The organism is Streptomyces sp. NPDC012474 (assembly GCF_042955185.1).
Classification (GTDB): Bacteria; Actinomycetota; Actinomycetes; order Streptomycetales; family Streptomycetaceae; genus Streptomyces; species Streptomyces cahuitamycinicus.
In genome coordinates, this window is record NZ_JBIBEP010000020.1 from 1 (window position 1) to 16906 (window position 16906).

The window sequence follows — 16906 nt, forward strand, 5'->3', positions numbered from 1 at the left end:
GGGCGAGGCTTCTTCTTCCCCATGCTCTCCATGATGGACATCCTCCCGGGGCAGAACCCCTGATCTCGGATGTCCGCCAAAGCGGATCAAGCCCAATCGCGGGCTACCCCGATCTGCTGGTCAGGCAGGGCGACCTGCTGTGGCTGTACTTCGGTGCCCCCGACAACCGCCTCGACACCGACCGCGAACCGATCCTCGTCGGGCCCGACAGCTGGAGGAACACGGACCTGTTCGCCCCTGGCGACACCAACGGCGACGGTCGCGTCGACCTCGGCGCCCGTGACCGCACCACCGGCGACCTCTACGTCTACCGCGGCACCGGCGACGACGGCGACGGACTGGCCGACCAGGCAGCCAGGATCCGGACCGGCGCCAACTTCACCACCACCGGCACTCCCCTGATCACCTCACCCGGAGATGCCAACGGCAGCGGCAAGGCATTCGACTTGTGGTTCACCCGCAGCGACAACGCCTTGTGGAACTATCTGGACATCAGCAGCGGCAGTTCCACCATGGCCAAGGTCAGCGAAGAATGGCAGGGCTACCAAGCCATTAGCTGAGCGCTCCCGCACAAGGGCCTCCCCCTCGACAGCACACCCGGGGAGGCCCCTCGGCGTCCGCACCGCTTGACCTCTCCGGTGGGAACAGCGTCTCCCGGTGCTCGGCCGGGAACGCGGACACGATCCCGGCCGGGACCACTCCCAGCAGGTCCGCCGCACAAGAGCCTGGCCCGGCGCCCGCGCGACAGGGCCAGCACCCTGAGGCCTTCATGAGTCTTCTACGGAAGGTTCCTGGCCATCACGATCCGCTGGACCTGGTTCGTGCCCTCATAAATCTGGGTGATCTTGGCGTCGCGCATCATGCGCTCCACCGGGTAGTCGCGGGTGTAGCCGTATCCGCCGAGGAGCTGGACCGCATCCGTCGTGGCCTCCATCGCCACGTCCGAGGCGAAGCACTTGGCGGCGGCGCCCAGGTAGGTGAGGTCGGCGTCGACGCGCTGGGAGGCGGCGGCGGCCTGGTAGGTCAGCGCGCGGGCCGCCGAGATCTTCATGGCCATGTCGGCGAGCATGAACTGGATGCCCTGGAAGTCGGCGATCGGCTTGCCGAACTGCTTGCGCTCCTGGACGTAGCCCTTGGCGTAGTCGAGGGCGCCCTGGGCGATGCCGAGGGCCTGGGCGGCGATGGTGATGCGGGTGTGGTCGAGGGTCTTCATCGCCGTGGCGAAGCCGGTGCCCTCCTCGCCGATCATGCGGTCGGCGGGGATGCGGACGTTGTCGAGGTAGACCTCGCGGGTCGGGGAGCCCTTGATGCCGAGCTTCTTCTCCGGCGCGCCGAAGGAGACGCCCTCGTCGGACTTCTCGACGACGAAGGCGGAGATGCCCTTGGAGCGCTTGGCCGGGTCGGTGACGGCCATCACCGTGTAGTACTCGGACTCACCCGCGTTGGTGATCCAGCGCTTCACGCCGTTGAGGACGTAGAAGTCGCCGTCGCGGACGGCCTTGGTCTTCATACCGGCGGCGTCGGAGCCGGCGTCCGGCTCGGAGAGGCAGTAGGAGAACATGCCGTCGCCCTTGGCGAGCGGGGTCATGTACTTCTTCTTCAGGTCCTCGGAGCCGGAGAGGATCACCGGCAGGGAGCCCAGCTTGTTGACGGCCGGGATGAGGGAGGAGGAGGCGCACACCCGGGCGACCTCTTCGATCACTATGACGGTGGCCAGCGCGTCGGCGCCGGACCCGCCGTACTCCTCGGGCACGTGCACGGCGTGCAGGTCGTTCGCGACCAGCGCCTGGAGGGCCTCGTGCGGGAAGCGGGCCTCCTCGTCCACCGCGGCGGCGTGCGGCGCGATCTTCGCCTCGGCCAGCGAGCGGACGGCGTCACGGAGCATGTCGTGCTCCTCGGACGGGCGGTACAGGTCGAAGTCAGCCGATCCGGCCAAGGTCTCTCACGCTCCAAAACGCTGCGATGCTGACGCTAACTACCGTTAAGTAATCAAAAGTTTATGGGGTAGCCCACCGGAGTGATACGTGAGCTAGGCGACAGCCAGGAAGTTGCCCAGTGAAGCGCGCCGCCATGCCCCGGCTATGCTCGGGCGCGCACCGCATGCCGTAGACCCCTGGAGCACCCATGGCCCTGAAGATCACCGTGATCGGCACCGGTTATCTCGGCGCGACACACGCGGCGGCCATGGCCGAGCTGGGCTTCGAGGTGCTCGCCCTCGACGTCGTGCGCGAGAAGATCGAGAAGCTGGAGCGGGCCGAGGCCCCGATGTACGAGCCGGGCCTGGAGGAGCTGCTGCGCAAGCACGTCGCCGGCATCGACGGCTCCAGCGGCCGGCTGCGCTTCACGCAGGACTGGGCCGAGGTCGGGGCCTTCGGCGATGTGCACTTCGTCTGTGTGAACACCCCGCAGCGGCACGGCGAGTACGCCTGCGACATGAGCTACGTCGACTCCGCGTTCGCGTCGCTCGCCCCGCATCTGCACGGTCCGGCGCTGGTCGTCGGCAAGTCGACGGTGCCCGTGGGGTCCGCGGACCGCCTCGCCGCCTACCTGGCCGCGCACGCGCCCGCCGGTCAGGACGCCGAGCTGGCGTGGAACCCGGAGTTCCTGCGCGAGGGCTTCGCCGTGGACGACACGCTGCACCCCGACCGTCTCGTGGTGGGCGTGCGCAGCGAGCGGGCCGAGAAGCTGCTGCGGGAGGTGTACGCGACGCCGATCGCCGAGGGTTCGCCGTTCGTGGTCACGGACTTCCCGACCTCGGAGCTGGTGAAGACCTCCGCGAACTCCTTCCTCGCCACGAAGATCTCGTTCATCAACGCGATGGCGGAGGTGTGCGAGGCCGCGGGCGGTGATGTCGCGAAGCTGGCGGAGGCCATCGGCTACGACGACCGCATCGGCAAGAAGTTCCTGCGGGCCGGGATCGGCTTCGGCGGCGGGTGCCTGCCGAAGGACATCCGGGCGTTCATGGCGCGCGCCGGTGAGCTGGGCGCGGACCAGGCGCTGACGTTCCTGCGGGAGATCGACTCGATCAACATGCGCCAGCGCGGGCAGATGGTGGAGCTGGCCCGGCAGGCGCTGGGCGGCGGGTCGTTCCTGGGCAAGCGGGTGGCGGTGCTGGGCGCGACCTTCAAGCCCGACTCGGACGACGTACGGGACTCCCCGGCACTGAACGTCGCCGGGCAGATCCACCTCCAGGGCGGCCAGGTCACGGTCTACGACCCCAAGGGCATGGACAACGCCCGCGGTGTCTTCCCGACCCTCGGCTACGCCGACTCGGCGCTGGACGCCGTGCGCGGCGCCGACATCGTGCTGCACCTGACGGAGTGGCGGGAGTTCCGCGAGCTGGACACCGAGGCGCTCGGCGAGGTCGCGACGGCCCGACTCATCCTGGACGGGCGCAACGCCCTGGACCCGGAGCGCTGGCGCAAGGCCGGCTGGACGTACCGGGCGATGGGGCGTCCTAAGGCCTGAGCGCGTGAGCGGACGCCCGAGCGGACGCGGAGACAGGTGACGCCGGTTCGGCCGAGGCTCAGTCGGCCGAACCGGCGTCTTCGTGCATTCTGCACCACCGGGCCGTGCGGCGGGGCGGACAAGGGCTTTCCACCGGAGCTCCGTTGACGGAGCAGCGGCGTCCGGTGCGTGCTCCCGGCGTGCCTACGGAGTGTCCTGTGGCGAAGCCACCACGTCTTCCGCCCGCAGTGGCGAAGCCACGACGTCTTCCGCCCGCAGTGGCGAAGCCACGACGTCTTCCGCCCGCAGTGGCGAAGCCACGACGTCTTCCGCCCGTAGTGGCGCGAGTGCGGCGGCGCCGCGAGCACGTACCGGGTGACGGCAGGAACGCGCGCCGGACGACGGCAGGAACATCCGCCGGACAACGGCAGTAACACGCGAACCGGCAGCGGCAGCGGCAGGAACACACAGACCGGCGGCGGCAGGAACGTGTGCCGGGCAGCGGCAGGAACACCCGCCGGACGACGGCACGAACGCACGGACCGGCGGCGGCCGGAGCACGCGCCGGGCGGCGCGGCGCCACCGCGGTCCGGCAGAAGCCTTCTATACGTCCTTGGCCCGGTAGCGGCGCATCTTGGCGCGGGCTCCGCAGACCTGCATGGAGCACCAACGGCCGCGGCCCGCCGGGCTGCGGTCGTAGTAGGCCCAGTGGCAGTCGGCGGCCTCGCAGGCCTTGAGACGGATCCAGGTGCCGGCGACCAGGGCCTCCGCGACGGCGGCGGCCACGCGCGCGTGTATGGAGCGGTCGTCGGCGGGGGTGAGGGCGGCCGAGCCGTCCGCCGCGTCGACCGTGACGAGGAGCGGGGCTTCGGCCAGGAGTGCGCCGAGGGGGGCGACCTCGCGGTGCGGCGGGTGACCCGCGTGGGCGAGGAGGGTCGCGCGCAGGGACTCGCGCAGGGTGCGGGCCCGGTCCGTCTCGTCCGCGGTGATGCCGAGGCGCTCCCGGCCCTCGGGGGTGTCCAGCGCGTCGGCGCCGGACTCGATGTCCAGCGTGTTCACCAGGGCCTCGACCAGGGCCAGGCCGCCGGGCGCGGGCGATCTCTCCGTCATGGCTGGACCGTACCTCTCGGGATTCCCCTTGCGAGGTTACCGCCAATGCGGGAGCATGCAGTAACGGTTACTGGTTGCCCGCCTTTGCGGGTAACGACTTCGAGGAGGAAGTCATGTCTCTCGCCAAGCTGGGTGTCGTCGTCCTGGACTGTCCCGACCCGCGCGCACTGGCCCGTTTCTACGCCGAGGTGCTGGGCGGCACTCCGACGGTGGAGACCGACGGGGAGGAGGAGTGGGTCGACCTGAAGGTGCCGGGCGGTACACCGCTGGCCTTCCAGGCGTCCCCCGGGTACGTGCCTCCGACGTGGCCGTCCCCCGACGGCGCGCAGCAGTTCCACCTCGACCTCGTGGTGGACGACCTGGACGCAGCCGAGAAGGGCGTGCTGGCCCTCGGGGCGAAGCCGCTGGACGCCGAGGACCGGCGGCGGAGCTTCCGGGTTTACGCCGACCCTGCCGGGCACCCGTTCTGCCTCTGCGCCTGCTGACCTCCGGAGGTCCCATGTCCGCCGTGGCACGTTTCCGTTCCGTGGTCGTCGACTGCCCCGACCCCCGCGAGCTGGCCCGCTTCTACGCGCGGGTCGGCGGCGGCACGCCGGAGGACGACGACCCCGACTGGGTGGTGCTCCGCGTCCCCGGCGGGCCCCGGCTCGCCTTCCAGCGTTCTCCCGGCCACACCCCGCCGGAGTGGCCCCGGGCGGATCGCAACGCCCAGCAGTTCCACCTGGACTTCGACGCCGGATCCACCTGGGACGAGATCGACGCGGCGGAGGAGCGGGTGCTGGCACTGGGCGCGCGGGTGCTGGACAAGGAGGACGACGTGAAGAAGGACTTCCGCGTCTACGCCGACCCCGCGGGGCACCCGTTCTGCCTGTGCCGGATCGAGTCCGGCTGATCCCGCCAGCCCGCCCGGCGGGCTACGCGTCCAGCTCCGAGCGCCCGGGGGCTACGCGTCCAGCTCCGAGATCGTCGCCGTCGACGGTTCGCGGCGCTGCTGTGCGGCGCGGGCCGTGAAGTCGGCGCCGCGCAGCACGCGCTGGACGTTGCCCCAGGTCAGCAGGGCCACATCGGCTTCCTCCCAGCCGCGCCGCAGCAGCTCGGCGATCAGCCGCGGGTAGCAGGAGGTGTCGCCGAGCTCCTGCGGGTGGGCGGCTCCGGAGTCGTAGGTGCCTGACAGCCCGACGCAGTTCGCGCCTGCCACGGCGCGGATGTGGTCGAGATGGTCGGCGACATCGCGGACGGTGGGGCCGGTCTGCTCGGCGGTCAGCGGCACCAGGCACAGTCCCTTGGCCGCGCCCAGCTCCGCCAGCAGGTCGTCGGGGAGGTTGGTCGGGTGGGGGCGCAGGGTGCGGGCGGCGGAGCGGCTGCACAGCACGGGTGCCCGGGACAGGCTCAGGACGCGGCGGACGGTCTGGGCGGAGGCGCCGGAGAGGTCGGCGATCACGCCGATGCGGTTCATCTCGCGCACGACCTCCTCGCCGAACCGGGTCAGCCCCGCGTCGCTGGCCCAGGACACCCCGGTCAGCGTGAGGACGCGCAGGCCGAGCAGGTGCAGCTGGCGCAGGATGCCCAGCGAGTCGCCCAGGGCCGGGGCCCCGGCGGGGCCGAGGAGCACGGCGACGCGGCCGCAGTTGCGGGCGTCCGCGACCTGCCCGGCCGTGCAGGCCGGCCGCAGGCCCTCGTTACAGGTCCGGACGACGGTCTTGGCCAGGTCCAGCTGCTCCAGGGTTGCGCCGACAGCCCGGTCGCCGTCGAGGCCCTCGGGCAGGTGCAACGACCAGAAGAGGGCGCCCACATGGCCGCTGCGCAGCCGGGGCACATCCGTGTCGACGGTGCTCTCGCCTTCCTCCAGGTCGTACCAGGACAGGCGCTTGAGCGCCCAGGGCAGTCCGTTGTAGCCGTCGGCGACGGGGTGCGCGGCGAGGATGGCGCGGGCCCGGGTCATGGGCGCGTCGTCCGGGTCGGAGACGGGCTCGTAGGACTCCGCCGTGACGATGCCCTCGTCGGGGTACGGCTCGGTCAGCTCGTCGAACTCGCCGGCGGCCGCGGCGGTGGGGCGCAGGTCGTCCTGGAGGTCTGCCATGGCGGCTCCGTACGGTCGTTCGTGAGGTACGGTCACCGTCGCACGGAGCGGGGAGCGGTTCCTGGTGGGCGGGGCGTTCGGAGTACGGCTCCGACCGCCCGCGCAGGTGCCCTCCGGGCAGCCGGGCCGCCTCGATGACCTCGTCCGGGGTGCCCCGGGAGCGCACCGCTCCGGCGATCATCCGGTCGATGCGGGCGCGCTCGGCGGTGAGGCCGGTGGGGCCGTGAGGCCGTGGGGCCGTGAGGCCGTGGGGCCGTGAGGCCGGTGAGGCCGTGAGGCCGGTGAGGCCGTGAGGCCGGTGAGGCCGTGAGGCCGGTGAGGCCGTGAGGCCGGTGAGGCCGTGAGGCCGATGAGGCCGTGAGGCCGGTGAGGCCGTGAGGCCGATGAGGCCGTGAGGCCGATGAGGCCGTGAGGCCGATGAGGCCGTGAGGCCGATGAGGCCGTGAGGCCGATGAGGCCGTGAGGCCGATGAGGCCGATGAGGCCGTGAGGCCGATGAGGCCGATGAGGCCGATGAGGCCGATGAGGCCGATGACCGGCTTCGGCGGCGCGGCGGCGGAGGGGCGGGCGGTGGAAGGGCCGCCGTGTCGTGACTTGGACGTGGCTCGGAGCGCCGCTCAGCCAGCTGCGCGACCGGTACCTCACGTCCCTGGGCGGGGCGGCCGGCTGCACCGACCTCCCCGCCCTCGGCACTCAGCCGTCGAGTGACTCGATCGTGGCGTTGGACGGCGGTCGCGCCGCCTGAAGCCCACGCGCCACATCCTCCGCCGCGTCCAGGACCCGGACCGCGTTCTTCCAGGTCAGTTTGGCCAGATCGGCCTTGGACCAGCCGCGGTCGAGCAGTTCCGCGAGGAGGTTCGGGTAGCCGGAGACGTCCGCGAGGCCCTCGGGGGTGAAGGCCGTGCCGTCGTAGTCGCCGCCGATGCCGACGTGGTCGATGCCGGCCGCCTCGCGCATGTGGTCCAGGTGGTCGGCGACCGTCGCCACCGTCGCGACCGGGCGCGGCTGCCGCTCCTCGAAAGCGCGGTGGACCTTCATGGCCTGCGCGGTCGTGTCGAGGGGGTGGAAGCCGTGGGCGCGCATGTTCTCGTCGGCCGCGGCGGTCCAGTCGACCGCCGCCTGCAGCACGAACTTGGGCACGAACGTCACCATCGCGACGCCACCGTTGGCGGGCAGCATTTCCAAGACGTCGTCCGGGACGTTGCGCGGGTGGTCGCACACGGCCCGCGCTGAGGAGTGGGAGAAGATCACCGGGGCCGAGCTCGTGTCGAGCGCGTCCCGCATGGTCGTCGCCGCCACGTGCGAGAGGTCGACGAGCATGCCGAGCCGGTTCATCTCGCGCACGACCTCGCGGCCGAACGCGGTGAGGCCACCGGCCTTCGGCTCGTCGGTCGCGGAGTCCGCCCAGTCGACGTTGTCGTTGTGGGTGAGGGTCATGTACCGCACACCGAGGCGGTAGAGACCGCGCAGGGTGCCCAGGGAGTTGGCGATGGAATGGCCGCCCTCAGCCCCCATGAGCGAGGCGATACGGCCCTCCCCGCGTGCGGCCTCCATGTCGGCGGCGGTGAGCGCGGGGCGCAGGTCCTCGGGGTGACGGGCCAGCAACTGTCGTACGCAGTCGATCTGTTCGAGCGTGGCGGCGACCGGGTCGGGTGAGTCCGTGCGGACGTACACCGACCAGTACTGCGCGCCGACCCCGCCCGCGCGCAGCCGGGGGATGTCGGTGTGCAGGTGGGCGCTCTGGTCGGCGGCGATGTCCCGCGCGTCGAGGTCGTAGCGGACCTGTGCGCGCAGCGCCCAGGGCAGGTCGTTGTGGCCGTCGACGACCGGGAACTCGCTCAGGAGTTCCCGGGCCGCCTCCAGGGAGGTCATCGTCGTCACTTCCCGGCGCCGAAGCCGAACCCGCCCGCGCCCTCGACCTTGGCCCGCAGGCGCTTGCCCTTCTCGGTGGCCTGGTCGTTGAGCTCCTGCTGGAAATCGCGCATCCGGCCGCGCAGTTCCTCGTCGTGCGCGGCGAGGATGCGGGCCGCGAGCAGACCGGCGTTGCGGGCGCCGGCGACGGAGACCGTGGCGACGGGGACACCGGCCGGCATCTGCACGATGGACAGGAGGCTGTCCATGCCGTCGAGGTACTTCAGCGGCACGGGCACGCCGATGACCGGCAGCGGGGTCACGGAGGCGAGCATGCCGGGCAGGTGGGCGGCGCCACCGGCCCCGGCGATGATCACCTTGAGCCCGCGGGCGTCGGCCTGCTCGCCGTAGGCGACCATCTCGCGCGGCATGCGGTGCGCGGAGACGACGTCGACCTCGTAGGCGATCTCGAACTCGTCGAGGGCCTTGGCGGCGGCCTCCATGACGGGCCAGTCGGAGTCCGACCCCATGACGATGCCAACAACAGGGCTCATTCGGTGATGGTGCCTCTCAGATAGCCGGCTGCGTGACGGGCGCGCTCCAGCACGTCGTCGAGGTCGTCGCCGTAGGTGTTGACGTGACCGACCTTGCGGCCGGGCTTCACGTCCTTGCCGTACATGTGGATCTTGAGCTGCGGGTCGCGTGCCATGCAGTGCAGGTACGCGGAGTACATGTCCGGGTAGTCGCCGCCCAGGACGTTGACCATGACCGTCCACGGGGCGCGCGGGCGCGGGTCGCCGAGGGGCAGGTCCAGGACCGCCCGGACGTGGTTGGCGAACTGGCTGGTGACGGCGCCGTCCATCGACCAGTGGCCGGAGTTGTGCGGGCGCATCGCGAGCTCGTTGACGAGGATCCGGCCGTCGCGGGTCTGGAACAGCTCGACGGCGAGGTGCCCGACGACGTCGAGCTCCTTGGCGATGTTCAGGGCCATCTCCGAGGCCCGGACCGCGAGGCCCTCGTCGAGGTCGGGGGCCGGGGCGATGACCGTGTCGCAGACGCCGTCGACCTGGCGGGACTCGACGACCGGGTAGGCGACGGCCTGGCCGTGCGGCGACCGTACGACGTTGGCGGCGAGCTCGCGGAGGAAGTCGACCTTCTCCTCGGCGAGCACGGGGACACCGGCCTTGAACGGCTCGGCGGCCTCCTCGACGGAGTCGACGACCCACACGCCCTTGCCGTCGTAGCCGCCGCGCACGGTCTTGAGGACGACGGGGAATCCCCCGCTCTCGGCTTCGCTCGAGCGGGAGGTGCCCCCACCGCCCTCGGCGGCGAAGGCGGCCACGTCCTGCGGATCGGAAACGATCCTGTGCCGGGGGCAGGGGACGCCGATCGCGTCGAGCTTCGCGCGCATCACCCCCTTGTCCTGGGCGTGCACGAGCGCGTCGGGGCCGGGACGCACGGGGATGCCGTCCGCCTCCAGGGCCCTGAGGTGCTCGGTGGGCACGTGTTCGTGATCGAAGGTGATCACATCGCACCCACGGGCGAACTCGCGCAGCGTGTCGAGATCGCGATAGTCGCCGACGACGACATCACTCACGACCTGCGCAGCGGAGTCCTGCGGGGTGTCACTGAGGAGCTTGAACCTGATGCCCAGCGGGATGCCCGCCTCGTGTGTCATACGAGCGAGCTGGCCACCGCCGACCATGCCGACTACCGGGAACGTCACTCCCCCAGGGTAATGGTCACGCCGGAGTGGCCGGTTTCCTGCCCCTCCCCGGGTCCGCACGGACCATCTCCGGCCGTCCACGGGCATCCCCAGGAAGATCGCGCGGGAGGGTGGTTAGCATGGCTGGGTTGACGCCGACACACGGACGGGGGCCTGCACGGCCATGGGACATGGTGCCTCTCGGCTCCGGCGGTTCGTCCGCGAAGTCGCCAAATTCGGTGCGGTGGGCGGTGCCGGGGTGCTGGTCAACCTCGTCGTCTTCAACCTGGTGCGGCACACCACCGACCTCCAGGTGGTGCGCGCGAGCGTCATCGCCACCGTCGTCGCGATCGTCTTCAACTACGTCGGCTTCCGCTACTTCACGTACCGCGACCGCGACAAGAGCCGCCGTACCCGTGAGATGACCCTGTTCCTGCTGTTCAGCGCGATCGGCCTGGTCATCGAGAACGGCGTCCTGTACGCGGCCACGTACGGCTTCGGCTGGGACACCCCGCTTCAGAACAACGTCTTCAAGTTCCTCGGCATCGGCGTCGCGACGCTGTTCCGCTTCTGGTCCTACCGCTCGTGGGTCTTCCGCGCGCTCCCCGCGCCGGAGACACCGGCGGCCGCCCCGGGACCGGTCCCGGGCCCGGTCCCGCAGAACGACCCGGCAGACCCGCGGAAGACCAGGCAGCAGGTCCCGTAGGCCGCCTAGCGGACCATCGGCTCCTCGTTGTGGGTCTTGGGCAGTGCCGTGCGGGACAGGAACAGGCCGAAGATCGGGGGCTTGGTCTGGAGCATCTCCAGGCGGCCGCCGTCGGCCTCCGCCAGGTCGCGGGCCACCGCCAGGCCGATGCCCGTGGAGTTGCGGCCGCTGATCGCCCGTTCGAAGATGCGGGCGCCGAGGTCGGCGGGGACGCCGGGGCCCTCGTCCGTGACCTCGATGACCGCCTGGTTCCCGGTGACGCGGGTGCGCAGGGCCACCGTGCCGCCGCCGTGCATGAGGGAGTTCTCGATCAGCGCGGCCAGGACCTGCGCGACCGCGCCGGGCGTGCCCACCGCGTGCAGATGCCGTTTGCCGGAGCTGACGATCGCCCGCCCCGCACTGCGGTACGCCGGGCGCCACTCGGCGAGCTGCTGCTGGATGACCTCGTCGAGGTCGAAGGAGACGGCGGAGCCGGTGCGCGGGTCGCGGGAGTTCGTCAGCAGCCGCTCCACGACGTCGGTGAGCCGCTCGACCTGCGTCAGCGCGATCGTCGCCTCCTCCTTCACGGTGTCCGGGTCGTCGGTGAGGGTGATCTCCTCCAGCCGCATCGACAGCGCCGTGAGCGGGGTGCGCAGCTGGTGGGAGGCGTCCGCGGCCAGCCGACGTTCGGCGGTCAGCATGCGGGCGATGCGCTCGGCGGAGCCGTCCAGCACGTCGGCCACCCGGTCCAGCTCGGGCACCCCGTACCGCTTGTGCCGGGGGCGCGGGTCGCCCGAGCCGAGCCGCTCGGCGGTCTCCGCGAGGTCGGTCAGGGGCGACGCCAGCCGGTTCGCCTGGCGGACGGCCAGCAGTACCGCGGCCACCACCGCCAGCAGGGCGACCAGCGCGATGATCAGCAGCGTCCGGCCGACCTCCCGGGTCACCGAGGAGCGTGGTTCCTGGACGGTGACCGTCTCGCCCTCCTCACCGGGCGCGGTCGCGCTGATGACGTCCCCGGCGGGCTTCGTGCCGACCTCGATCGGCGCCTCCCCGGGGAGGCGGATCACCGCGTAGTAGTGGTTCTGCGTGACCTGTTCGCGCAGCACCTCCGCGTCGACCTGCTGCTCCCCGAAGAGCCGGCTGTCGACGATGCTGGCCAGCCGCACCGCCTCGGACTCCACCCGCTCCTGGGCGCTGTTGCTGATCGTCCGGGTCTCGACGATGACGAGCGAGACGCCGAAGACGGCGATCACGACCAGCACCACGGAGAGCGTGGACTGGATCAGTCGGCGGCGCATGTCCTGTTACCCGATCGCCCGTGCCTGCCCGCGGCTCAGCTCTTCTCGAAACGGAAACCCACACCGCGCACGGTGGCGATGTAGCGGGGGTTGGCCGCGTCGTCGCCGAGCTTCTTGCGCAGCCAGGAGATGTGCATGTCGAGGGTCTTGGTCGACGACCACCAGGTGGTGTCCCAGACCTCCCGCATGAGCTGGTCGCGGGTGACGACCCGGCCCGCGTCGCGCACCAGCACCCGCAGCAGGTCGAACTCCTTCGCGGTGAGCTGGAGCTCCTCCTCGCCCATCCAGGCACGGTGGGACTCGACGTCGATGCGCACGCCGTGGGTGGCGGGCGGCTGCTGCGGCTCGCTGGCGCCGCGCCGGAGCAGGGCCCGCACGCGCGCGAGCAGCTCGGCGAGCCGGAACGGCTTGGTGACGTAGTCGTCGGCGCCCGCGTCGAGCCCGACGACGGTGTCCACCTCGTCGGCGCGCGCGGTCAGGATGAGGATCGGGATGGCGTGGCCTTCGCCACGCAGGCGGCGGGCCACCTCCAGGCCGTCCATGCCGGGCAGGCCGAGGTCGAGCACGACCAGGTCGATGCTCCCCTGCAGTCCGGCGTCGAGAGCGGTGGGTCCGTCCTCGCGGACCTCGACCTCGTAGCCCTCCCGGCGCAGGGCGCGGGCCAGCGGCTCCGAGATGGACGCATCGTCCTCGGCGAGCAGTACACGGGTCATGAGGTGATGGTAGACCTGCGACGCCCTGAGCCGGGGTGTGACCGGAAGCCTTGATTCTTACCGTAGGCACACCCGCTTCTTACGTTGCCGGGGTAGACGTACAGACCTGTGCCTTAGAGGTGAGATTGAAGTAAGGACCTTGGAATCAGCGTGTACGGCTCCCCCTCCACCTGTGATCCGTGTCTCAAGTCCTTCCATATGCGGCGGTGTCCTGCCGTATGGTGAATCGACGCCTGTAGCACCACGGCGACCTTCGGAGGCCATGTGCCCTGAAGGTCTCTTTTGTGTGCGGGCCGGTTCTCGCCGGCCCCCGAGAGAAACGACCTGTGGCCGGGCCTCGTCGTGCGGGGACGCGCGTAGAGGCGTGGATCCCGGTGGCGACCGCCCACCGCTCCGTGACCCGGAGCGGACCCCCCGTAGGCGTCGGACGGACGGCCGTACCCACCGGTGCCGGCAGCCCCCCACCGGGCGCACCACCGCTGCCGCGGGGCGCGTCCCGAGCAGCAAGGAACGACCATGGCGTCCAGCCTGACGAAGGACTCGGCCCGACCGGGCACCCCCGGTTCCGAGAAGACCTTCTTCGGCCACCCCCGCGGACTGGCCACTCTGTTCATGACCGAGATGTGGGAGCGCTTCTCCTACTACGGCATGAGGGCCCTGCTCCCGCTGTACCTGGTGGCCCCGGGTGGCCTGCACCTGAGCGCGGGCACGGCGACGGCGATCTACGCCGTGTACCTGTCGCTGGTGTACCTGCTCACCCTGCCCGGCGGCTGGTTCGCCGACCGTGTGCTCGGGCCCCGCAAGACGGTCGCCGTCGCGGGCGTGGTCATCATGCTCGGCCACCTGTGCCTGGCGCTGCCCGCCGCCGCGAGCTTCTACGTCGGCCTGGGCCTGGTCGCCGTCGGTTCCGGCCTGCTGAAGGCCAACATCTCCACGATGGTCGGCCACCTCTACGACGGCCCGGAGGACCCGCGCCGCGACGGCGGCTTCACGGTCTTCTACATCGGCATCAACCTCGGCGCCTTCATCGCGCCGCTGGTCATCGGAACCGTCGGCGAGAGCGTCGACTGGCACCTGGGCTTCGCGCTGGCCGCGGTCGGCATGGCGCTGGGCCTCCTGCAGTTCCTGCTGGGCAGCCGTCACCTGGACGCGAGGAGCAGCGAGGTCCCGACCCCGCTGTCGCCCGCCGAGAAGGCGTCCACCCTGCGCAAGGGCCTGATCTGGCTGGCCGTCGCCGTGGTCTTCTACGGCCTGGTGGGCGGCACCGGCCACTTCACCCTGAACTGGGCTCTCATCCCGCTGACGCTGCTCGGCCTGATCGTGCCGATCCTGGTCATCACCCGCATCCTGCGCGACAAGGACCTCGACTCCGGCGAGCGCTCGAAGGTATCGGCGTACATCTGGTTCTTCGTCGCCGCCGCCGTGTTCTGGATGATCTACGACCAGGGCGGCTCGACCCTGTCGCTGTTCGCCGAGAAGAGCGCCGACAACACCGTCTTCGGCTGGGAGTTCCCGGTCTCCTGGTACCAGTCGGTCAACCCGGTCCTGATCATGGCGCTGGCGCCGGTCTTCGCCTGGCTGTGGCTGTGGCTCAACCGGCGCGGCCAGGAGCCGAGCACCATCGTGAAGTTCGCCTCCGGGCTGGTGCTGGTGGGTGCGTCGTTCTTCCTCTTCCTCGCCCCGCTGTCGATCGCCGAGGGCGGTCACAAGGCCGCGGCGATGTGGCTGGTCGCGATCTACTTCGTGCAGACCGTCGGTGAGCTGACCCTGTCGCCGGTGGGCCTGTCCGTGACGACGAAGATGGCGCCGGCGAAGTACGCCTCGCAGATGATGGGCGTCTGGTTCCTCGCGGTCACCGCGGGCGACTCCGTCACCGCGCTGCTGTCCAACCCGGCCGTCGGCGGGGTCAACCTCGACCGGACGGGCTTCGTGGCGCTGGAGGCGGCGCTTGCCGTGGTCGCCGGCTTCGCGGTGTACATGTACCGCAAGAAGGTCAAGGCCATGATGGGCGACGTCCACTGACACCTTCACCGGGTCACCGGTCGCCGACCGCCGGTCCCCGGTCGCCCGGTCACCGGGCCACCGGATCACACGACACCGGTTCACCGGCCACCGGGCCACCGTTCAAGGCGAAGGGCCGCCGCACCCCCAGGTGCGGCGGCCCTTCGTCATGGCCTTCGCGCCGCGGACCGGTCGGCTTCCGGCGCGGACCAGGTCGGGGCCGCGGACCCGCGGGCGGCGGGCAGCCGCATACGGCGGGCCGGCCGGGCCGCGTGGCCGGGGCGGCGCGGGTGCACCCGGTCGACCACGGCCAGCGCGGCACGGAACAGCGCCGCCGGGACGACCAGCAGGACGAGGACCCAGAACAGCGTCACCCCCCAGGGGCGGCCCACGCCCCAGGGGTGTTCGGCGAGCACTTTGCCGCCGTACTTCAGCGACACGGTGTAGTCGCCGTGCGCTCCTGCTCCGAGCTCCACGGGCAGCTCGATGCGGGCCTTGCCGCCGGGCCGGATCGTGCCCCGCCAGCGCTGGTCCTGCCACTCGGGGGCGAACACGCCGTGCGAGGTGCCGACCTGGAAGACCGGGTCGCGCACGGGGGACGTGCCGACGTTGCCGACGGTGACCACGAGCGTCCGGGAGGGCGGGGAGCCGAACCAGGTGAGCAGACCGCCGGATCCCCGCAGCCTCGTGTCCGCGAGCAGGGACAGCCGCCCTCCGGCCGCGTCCGCGGGCAGCGGTTCGACGGCGTGCCCGGCGACCTGGAGGGCCGCGTCGGCCTCGGCCCCCGCCCCTGCTCCCGCCCCCGTCACGGTCGCCACGTGCACCACGCAGGGACACGGCACCGGCGGCTCCACGACGGGCAGTTCACGGCGGAAGCGCCCCTCCGCGTCGGTGGTGACGGCCCGGCCGTCGGCGTTGGCGCAGGAGTTGGTGCCGCCGGTCACGCCCCGCTCCGGCTCGGCCTGCCCGCACACGAGCAGCGTCAGCAGGGCGCGGGGCCGCCAGCCGCTGCCGCTGACGGTGACGGAACCGCCCGTCCCGGCCTGGGACGCGGACAGCTCGACCACGGGCCGCTCCACCGTCCCGGCGGGCCCGGCGCCCGCCAGGACGAGCAGCAGCGCCAGCAGAATCGGCAGTGACCCGTACGCAGGACGGAAGGCGGGCGGCATCGGCGGCTCCAGCGGTCGTTGCGCTCAGCGGTACACCTGCCGGAAAGGGCGTTCGGCGGTCAACGGCCCACCTGGCGGTCAACCCACCCTGACCGGCGGTGCGGTCGACGACCCACCCCGACCGGCGGTCAACGGCCCGCCCCCGGCCCCTGGTGACGTCGGGTCAGCCACAGGGCGCCTGCCGCCCCGGCGAGCAGGACCGTGCCGCCGAGGGTGCCGAGGGCGATGGCCGAGTCCTCGGGCCCGGTCTGCGGAAGTCCGGCACCGCTGTCCGGGCCGGAGCCGCCGCCCTGGGCGGAGCCGGTGGTGCCACCGCCGGCCGTGACGTCGAGGGTGAGGGAGGGGCCCGGGTCGTTCGTCGGAGTGCACGTGGTCGTCGTACCGAGCGCCTTGATGGTGAGCACACCGGCCGTGAAGGTGACCTGGCCGCTCTTCTTCGGCGTGTACGTGCCGCTCAGGTCGCTGATCTTGATGGGCGTGTTGGCCGGGATCGCGGCGTCGTTGGCGGGGCCGGTCACCGACAGGGTGCCGCTGTCGGCGCCGCCCAGGGCGATGGTGGCGCTCGGCGTCATCGCGCCCTTGCCCAGTTCGACGGGGCTGGAGGAGACGCCCTTCTGCCAGGACATGGTGATCCGGTAGCCGCCGCCGCTCCTGACACCCTTGATGTCGATGGGCGAGACGGCACTCTTGTCGCCGATCGGGGTTTTGCACTGGTAGTTGACGTCGACGACCTCGGCCCGGGCGGCGGGGGCGGCCATCCACACCGCCGAGCCGGCCAGGGCCGCGGCGGACGCGAGCACGGCGGTTCGTTTCCGGTACGACACGGTGCCGCTCCCCTTCCTGTTCCT

15 protein-coding genes and 1 pseudogene are annotated in these 16906 nt (G+C 71.5%); 6 read left to right on the plus strand and 10 right to left on the minus strand.

Annotated elements, in window-relative coordinates:
- Positions 1-560, plus strand: a pseudogene (locus ACFY9S_RS32920) (hypothetical protein); the annotation flags it as partial.
- A 218-nt stretch (positions 561-778) separates the two neighbouring features.
- Here the strand turns inward: ACFY9S_RS32920 and ACFY9S_RS32925 are convergent.
- Complete coding sequence (locus tag ACFY9S_RS32925) at positions 779-1936, minus strand: acyl-CoA dehydrogenase family protein (protein WP_391135777.1); 1158 nt, start codon at positions 1934-1936, stop codon at positions 779-781.
- A 188-nt stretch (positions 1937-2124) separates the two neighbouring features.
- Here ACFY9S_RS32925 and ACFY9S_RS32930 point away from each other — a divergent pair, with 188 nt between their 5' ends.
- Positions 2125-3468: a UDP-glucose/GDP-mannose dehydrogenase family protein gene (locus tag ACFY9S_RS32930; protein WP_102909405.1), complete on the plus strand. Its 1344-nt coding sequence runs from the start codon at positions 2125-2127 to the stop codon at positions 3466-3468.
- A gap of 582 nt (positions 3469-4050) precedes the next feature.
- On the opposite strand, the gene ACFY9S_RS32935 is transcribed toward ACFY9S_RS32930, so the two are convergent.
- Positions 4051-4557 (minus strand): CGNR zinc finger domain-containing protein, encoded by a 507-nt coding sequence (locus ACFY9S_RS32935; protein ID WP_391135780.1) that lies wholly within the window; start codon positions 4555-4557, stop codon positions 4051-4053.
- A gap of 113 nt (positions 4558-4670) precedes the next feature.
- Between ACFY9S_RS32935 and ACFY9S_RS32940 the strand changes: the two genes are divergently transcribed.
- Positions 4671-5042, plus strand: coding sequence for a VOC family protein (locus ACFY9S_RS32940; RefSeq protein ID WP_391135783.1), 372 nt, complete (start codon positions 4671-4673; stop codon positions 5040-5042).
- Between the two features lie 14 nt (positions 5043-5056).
- On the plus strand, positions 5057-5449 hold the full coding sequence (locus ACFY9S_RS32945; RefSeq protein ID WP_102909399.1) for a VOC family protein: 393 nt from the start codon (positions 5057-5059) through the stop codon (positions 5447-5449).
- Between the two features lie 51 nt (positions 5450-5500).
- Here ACFY9S_RS32945 and ACFY9S_RS32950 read toward each other — a convergent pair whose 3' ends face one another.
- The 4 genes from ACFY9S_RS32950 to ACFY9S_RS32965 form a co-directional block, all read right to left on the minus strand.
- Positions 5501-6637 (minus strand): membrane dipeptidase, encoded by a 1137-nt coding sequence (locus ACFY9S_RS32950; RefSeq protein ID WP_391135786.1) that lies wholly within the window; start codon positions 6635-6637, stop codon positions 5501-5503.
- Between the two features lie 692 nt (positions 6638-7329).
- Positions 7330-8508, minus strand: coding sequence for a membrane dipeptidase (locus tag ACFY9S_RS32955; protein ID WP_391135789.1), 1179 nt, complete (start codon positions 8506-8508; stop codon positions 7330-7332).
- Positions 8509-8513: 5 nt separating this feature from the next.
- Positions 8514-9041, minus strand: coding sequence for a 5-(carboxyamino)imidazole ribonucleotide mutase (gene purE, locus ACFY9S_RS32960; RefSeq protein WP_102909395.1), 528 nt, complete (start codon positions 9039-9041; stop codon positions 8514-8516).
- Positions 9038-10213 (minus strand): 5-(carboxyamino)imidazole ribonucleotide synthase, encoded by a 1176-nt coding sequence (locus tag ACFY9S_RS32965; protein WP_391135792.1) that lies wholly within the window; start codon positions 10211-10213, stop codon positions 9038-9040. The genes purE and ACFY9S_RS32965 overlap by 4 nt, the downstream gene beginning before the upstream one ends.
- Positions 10214-10376: 163 nt before the next feature.
- Between ACFY9S_RS32965 and ACFY9S_RS32970 the strand changes: the two genes are divergently transcribed.
- Positions 10377-10898, plus strand: a complete 522-nt coding sequence (locus ACFY9S_RS32970; RefSeq protein WP_391135795.1) for a GtrA family protein — start codon at positions 10377-10379, stop codon at positions 10896-10898.
- A gap of 5 nt (positions 10899-10903) precedes the next feature.
- On the opposite strand, the gene ACFY9S_RS32975 is transcribed toward ACFY9S_RS32970, so the two are convergent.
- Together ACFY9S_RS32975 and ACFY9S_RS32980 are read right to left on the minus strand one after the other, a co-directional pair.
- On the minus strand, positions 10904-12175 hold the full coding sequence (locus ACFY9S_RS32975) for an ATP-binding protein (protein ID WP_391135798.1): 1272 nt from the start codon (positions 12173-12175) through the stop codon (positions 10904-10906).
- Positions 12176-12210: 35 nt separating this feature from the next.
- Entirely contained in the window at positions 12211-12888 is a 678-nt protein-coding gene (locus ACFY9S_RS32980) for a response regulator transcription factor (protein WP_102909389.1), read from the minus strand.
- A 516-nt stretch (positions 12889-13404) separates the two neighbouring features.
- On the opposite strand from ACFY9S_RS32980, the gene ACFY9S_RS32985 reads away from it, so the two are divergent.
- Complete coding sequence (locus tag ACFY9S_RS32985; RefSeq protein WP_391135802.1) at positions 13405-14910, plus strand: oligopeptide:H+ symporter; 1506 nt, start codon at positions 13405-13407, stop codon at positions 14908-14910.
- Between the two features lie 146 nt (positions 14911-15056).
- Here ACFY9S_RS32985 and ACFY9S_RS32990 read toward each other — a convergent pair whose 3' ends face one another.
- Together ACFY9S_RS32990 and ACFY9S_RS32995 are read right to left on the minus strand one after the other, a co-directional pair.
- Positions 15057-16058 (minus strand): hypothetical protein, encoded by a 1002-nt coding sequence (locus ACFY9S_RS32990; RefSeq protein WP_391135805.1) that lies wholly within the window; start codon positions 16056-16058, stop codon positions 15057-15059.
- 128 nt (positions 16059-16186) lie between these two features.
- Positions 16187-16882 carry an LPXTG cell wall anchor domain-containing protein gene (locus tag ACFY9S_RS32995; RefSeq protein ID WP_391135808.1) on the minus strand — a complete coding sequence of 232 codons (696 nt, stop codon included), beginning with the start codon at positions 16880-16882 and terminating at the stop codon, positions 16187-16189.
- Positions 16883-16906: the final 24 nt, after the last annotated feature.

Coding starts and splice junctions, on each gene's coding strand:
- ACFY9S_RS32930 (WP_102909405.1), top strand. CDS start 2,125: ATGGCCCTGAAGATCACCGTGATCGGCACCGGTTATCTCGGCGCGACA.
- ACFY9S_RS32935 (WP_391135780.1), bottom strand. CDS start 4,557: ATGACGGAGAGATCGCCCGCGCCCGGCGGCCTGGCCCTGGTCGAGGCC.
- ACFY9S_RS32940 (WP_391135783.1), top strand. CDS start 4,671: ATGTCTCTCGCCAAGCTGGGTGTCGTCGTCCTGGACTGTCCCGACCCG.
- ACFY9S_RS32945 (WP_102909399.1), top strand. CDS start 5,057: ATGTCCGCCGTGGCACGTTTCCGTTCCGTGGTCGTCGACTGCCCCGAC.
- ACFY9S_RS32950 (WP_391135786.1), bottom strand. CDS start 6,637: ATGGCAGACCTCCAGGACGACCTGCGCCCCACCGCCGCGGCCGCCGGC.
- ACFY9S_RS32955 (WP_391135789.1), bottom strand. CDS start 8,508: ATGACCTCCCTGGAGGCGGCCCGGGAACTCCTGAGCGAGTTCCCGGTC.
- purE (WP_102909395.1), bottom strand. CDS start 9,041: ATGAGCCCTGTTGTTGGCATCGTCATGGGGTCGGACTCCGACTGGCCC.
- ACFY9S_RS32970 (WP_391135795.1), top strand. CDS start 10,377: ATGGGACATGGTGCCTCTCGGCTCCGGCGGTTCGTCCGCGAAGTCGCC.
- ACFY9S_RS32975 (WP_391135798.1), bottom strand. CDS start 12,175: ATGCGCCGCCGACTGATCCAGTCCACGCTCTCCGTGGTGCTGGTCGTG.
- ACFY9S_RS32980 (WP_102909389.1), bottom strand. CDS start 12,888: ATGACCCGTGTACTGCTCGCCGAGGACGATGCGTCCATCTCGGAGCCG.
- ACFY9S_RS32985 (WP_391135802.1), top strand. CDS start 13,405: ATGGCGTCCAGCCTGACGAAGGACTCGGCCCGACCGGGCACCCCCGGT.
- ACFY9S_RS32990 (WP_391135805.1), bottom strand. CDS start 16,058: ATGCCGCCCGCCTTCCGTCCTGCGTACGGGTCACTGCCGATTCTGCTG.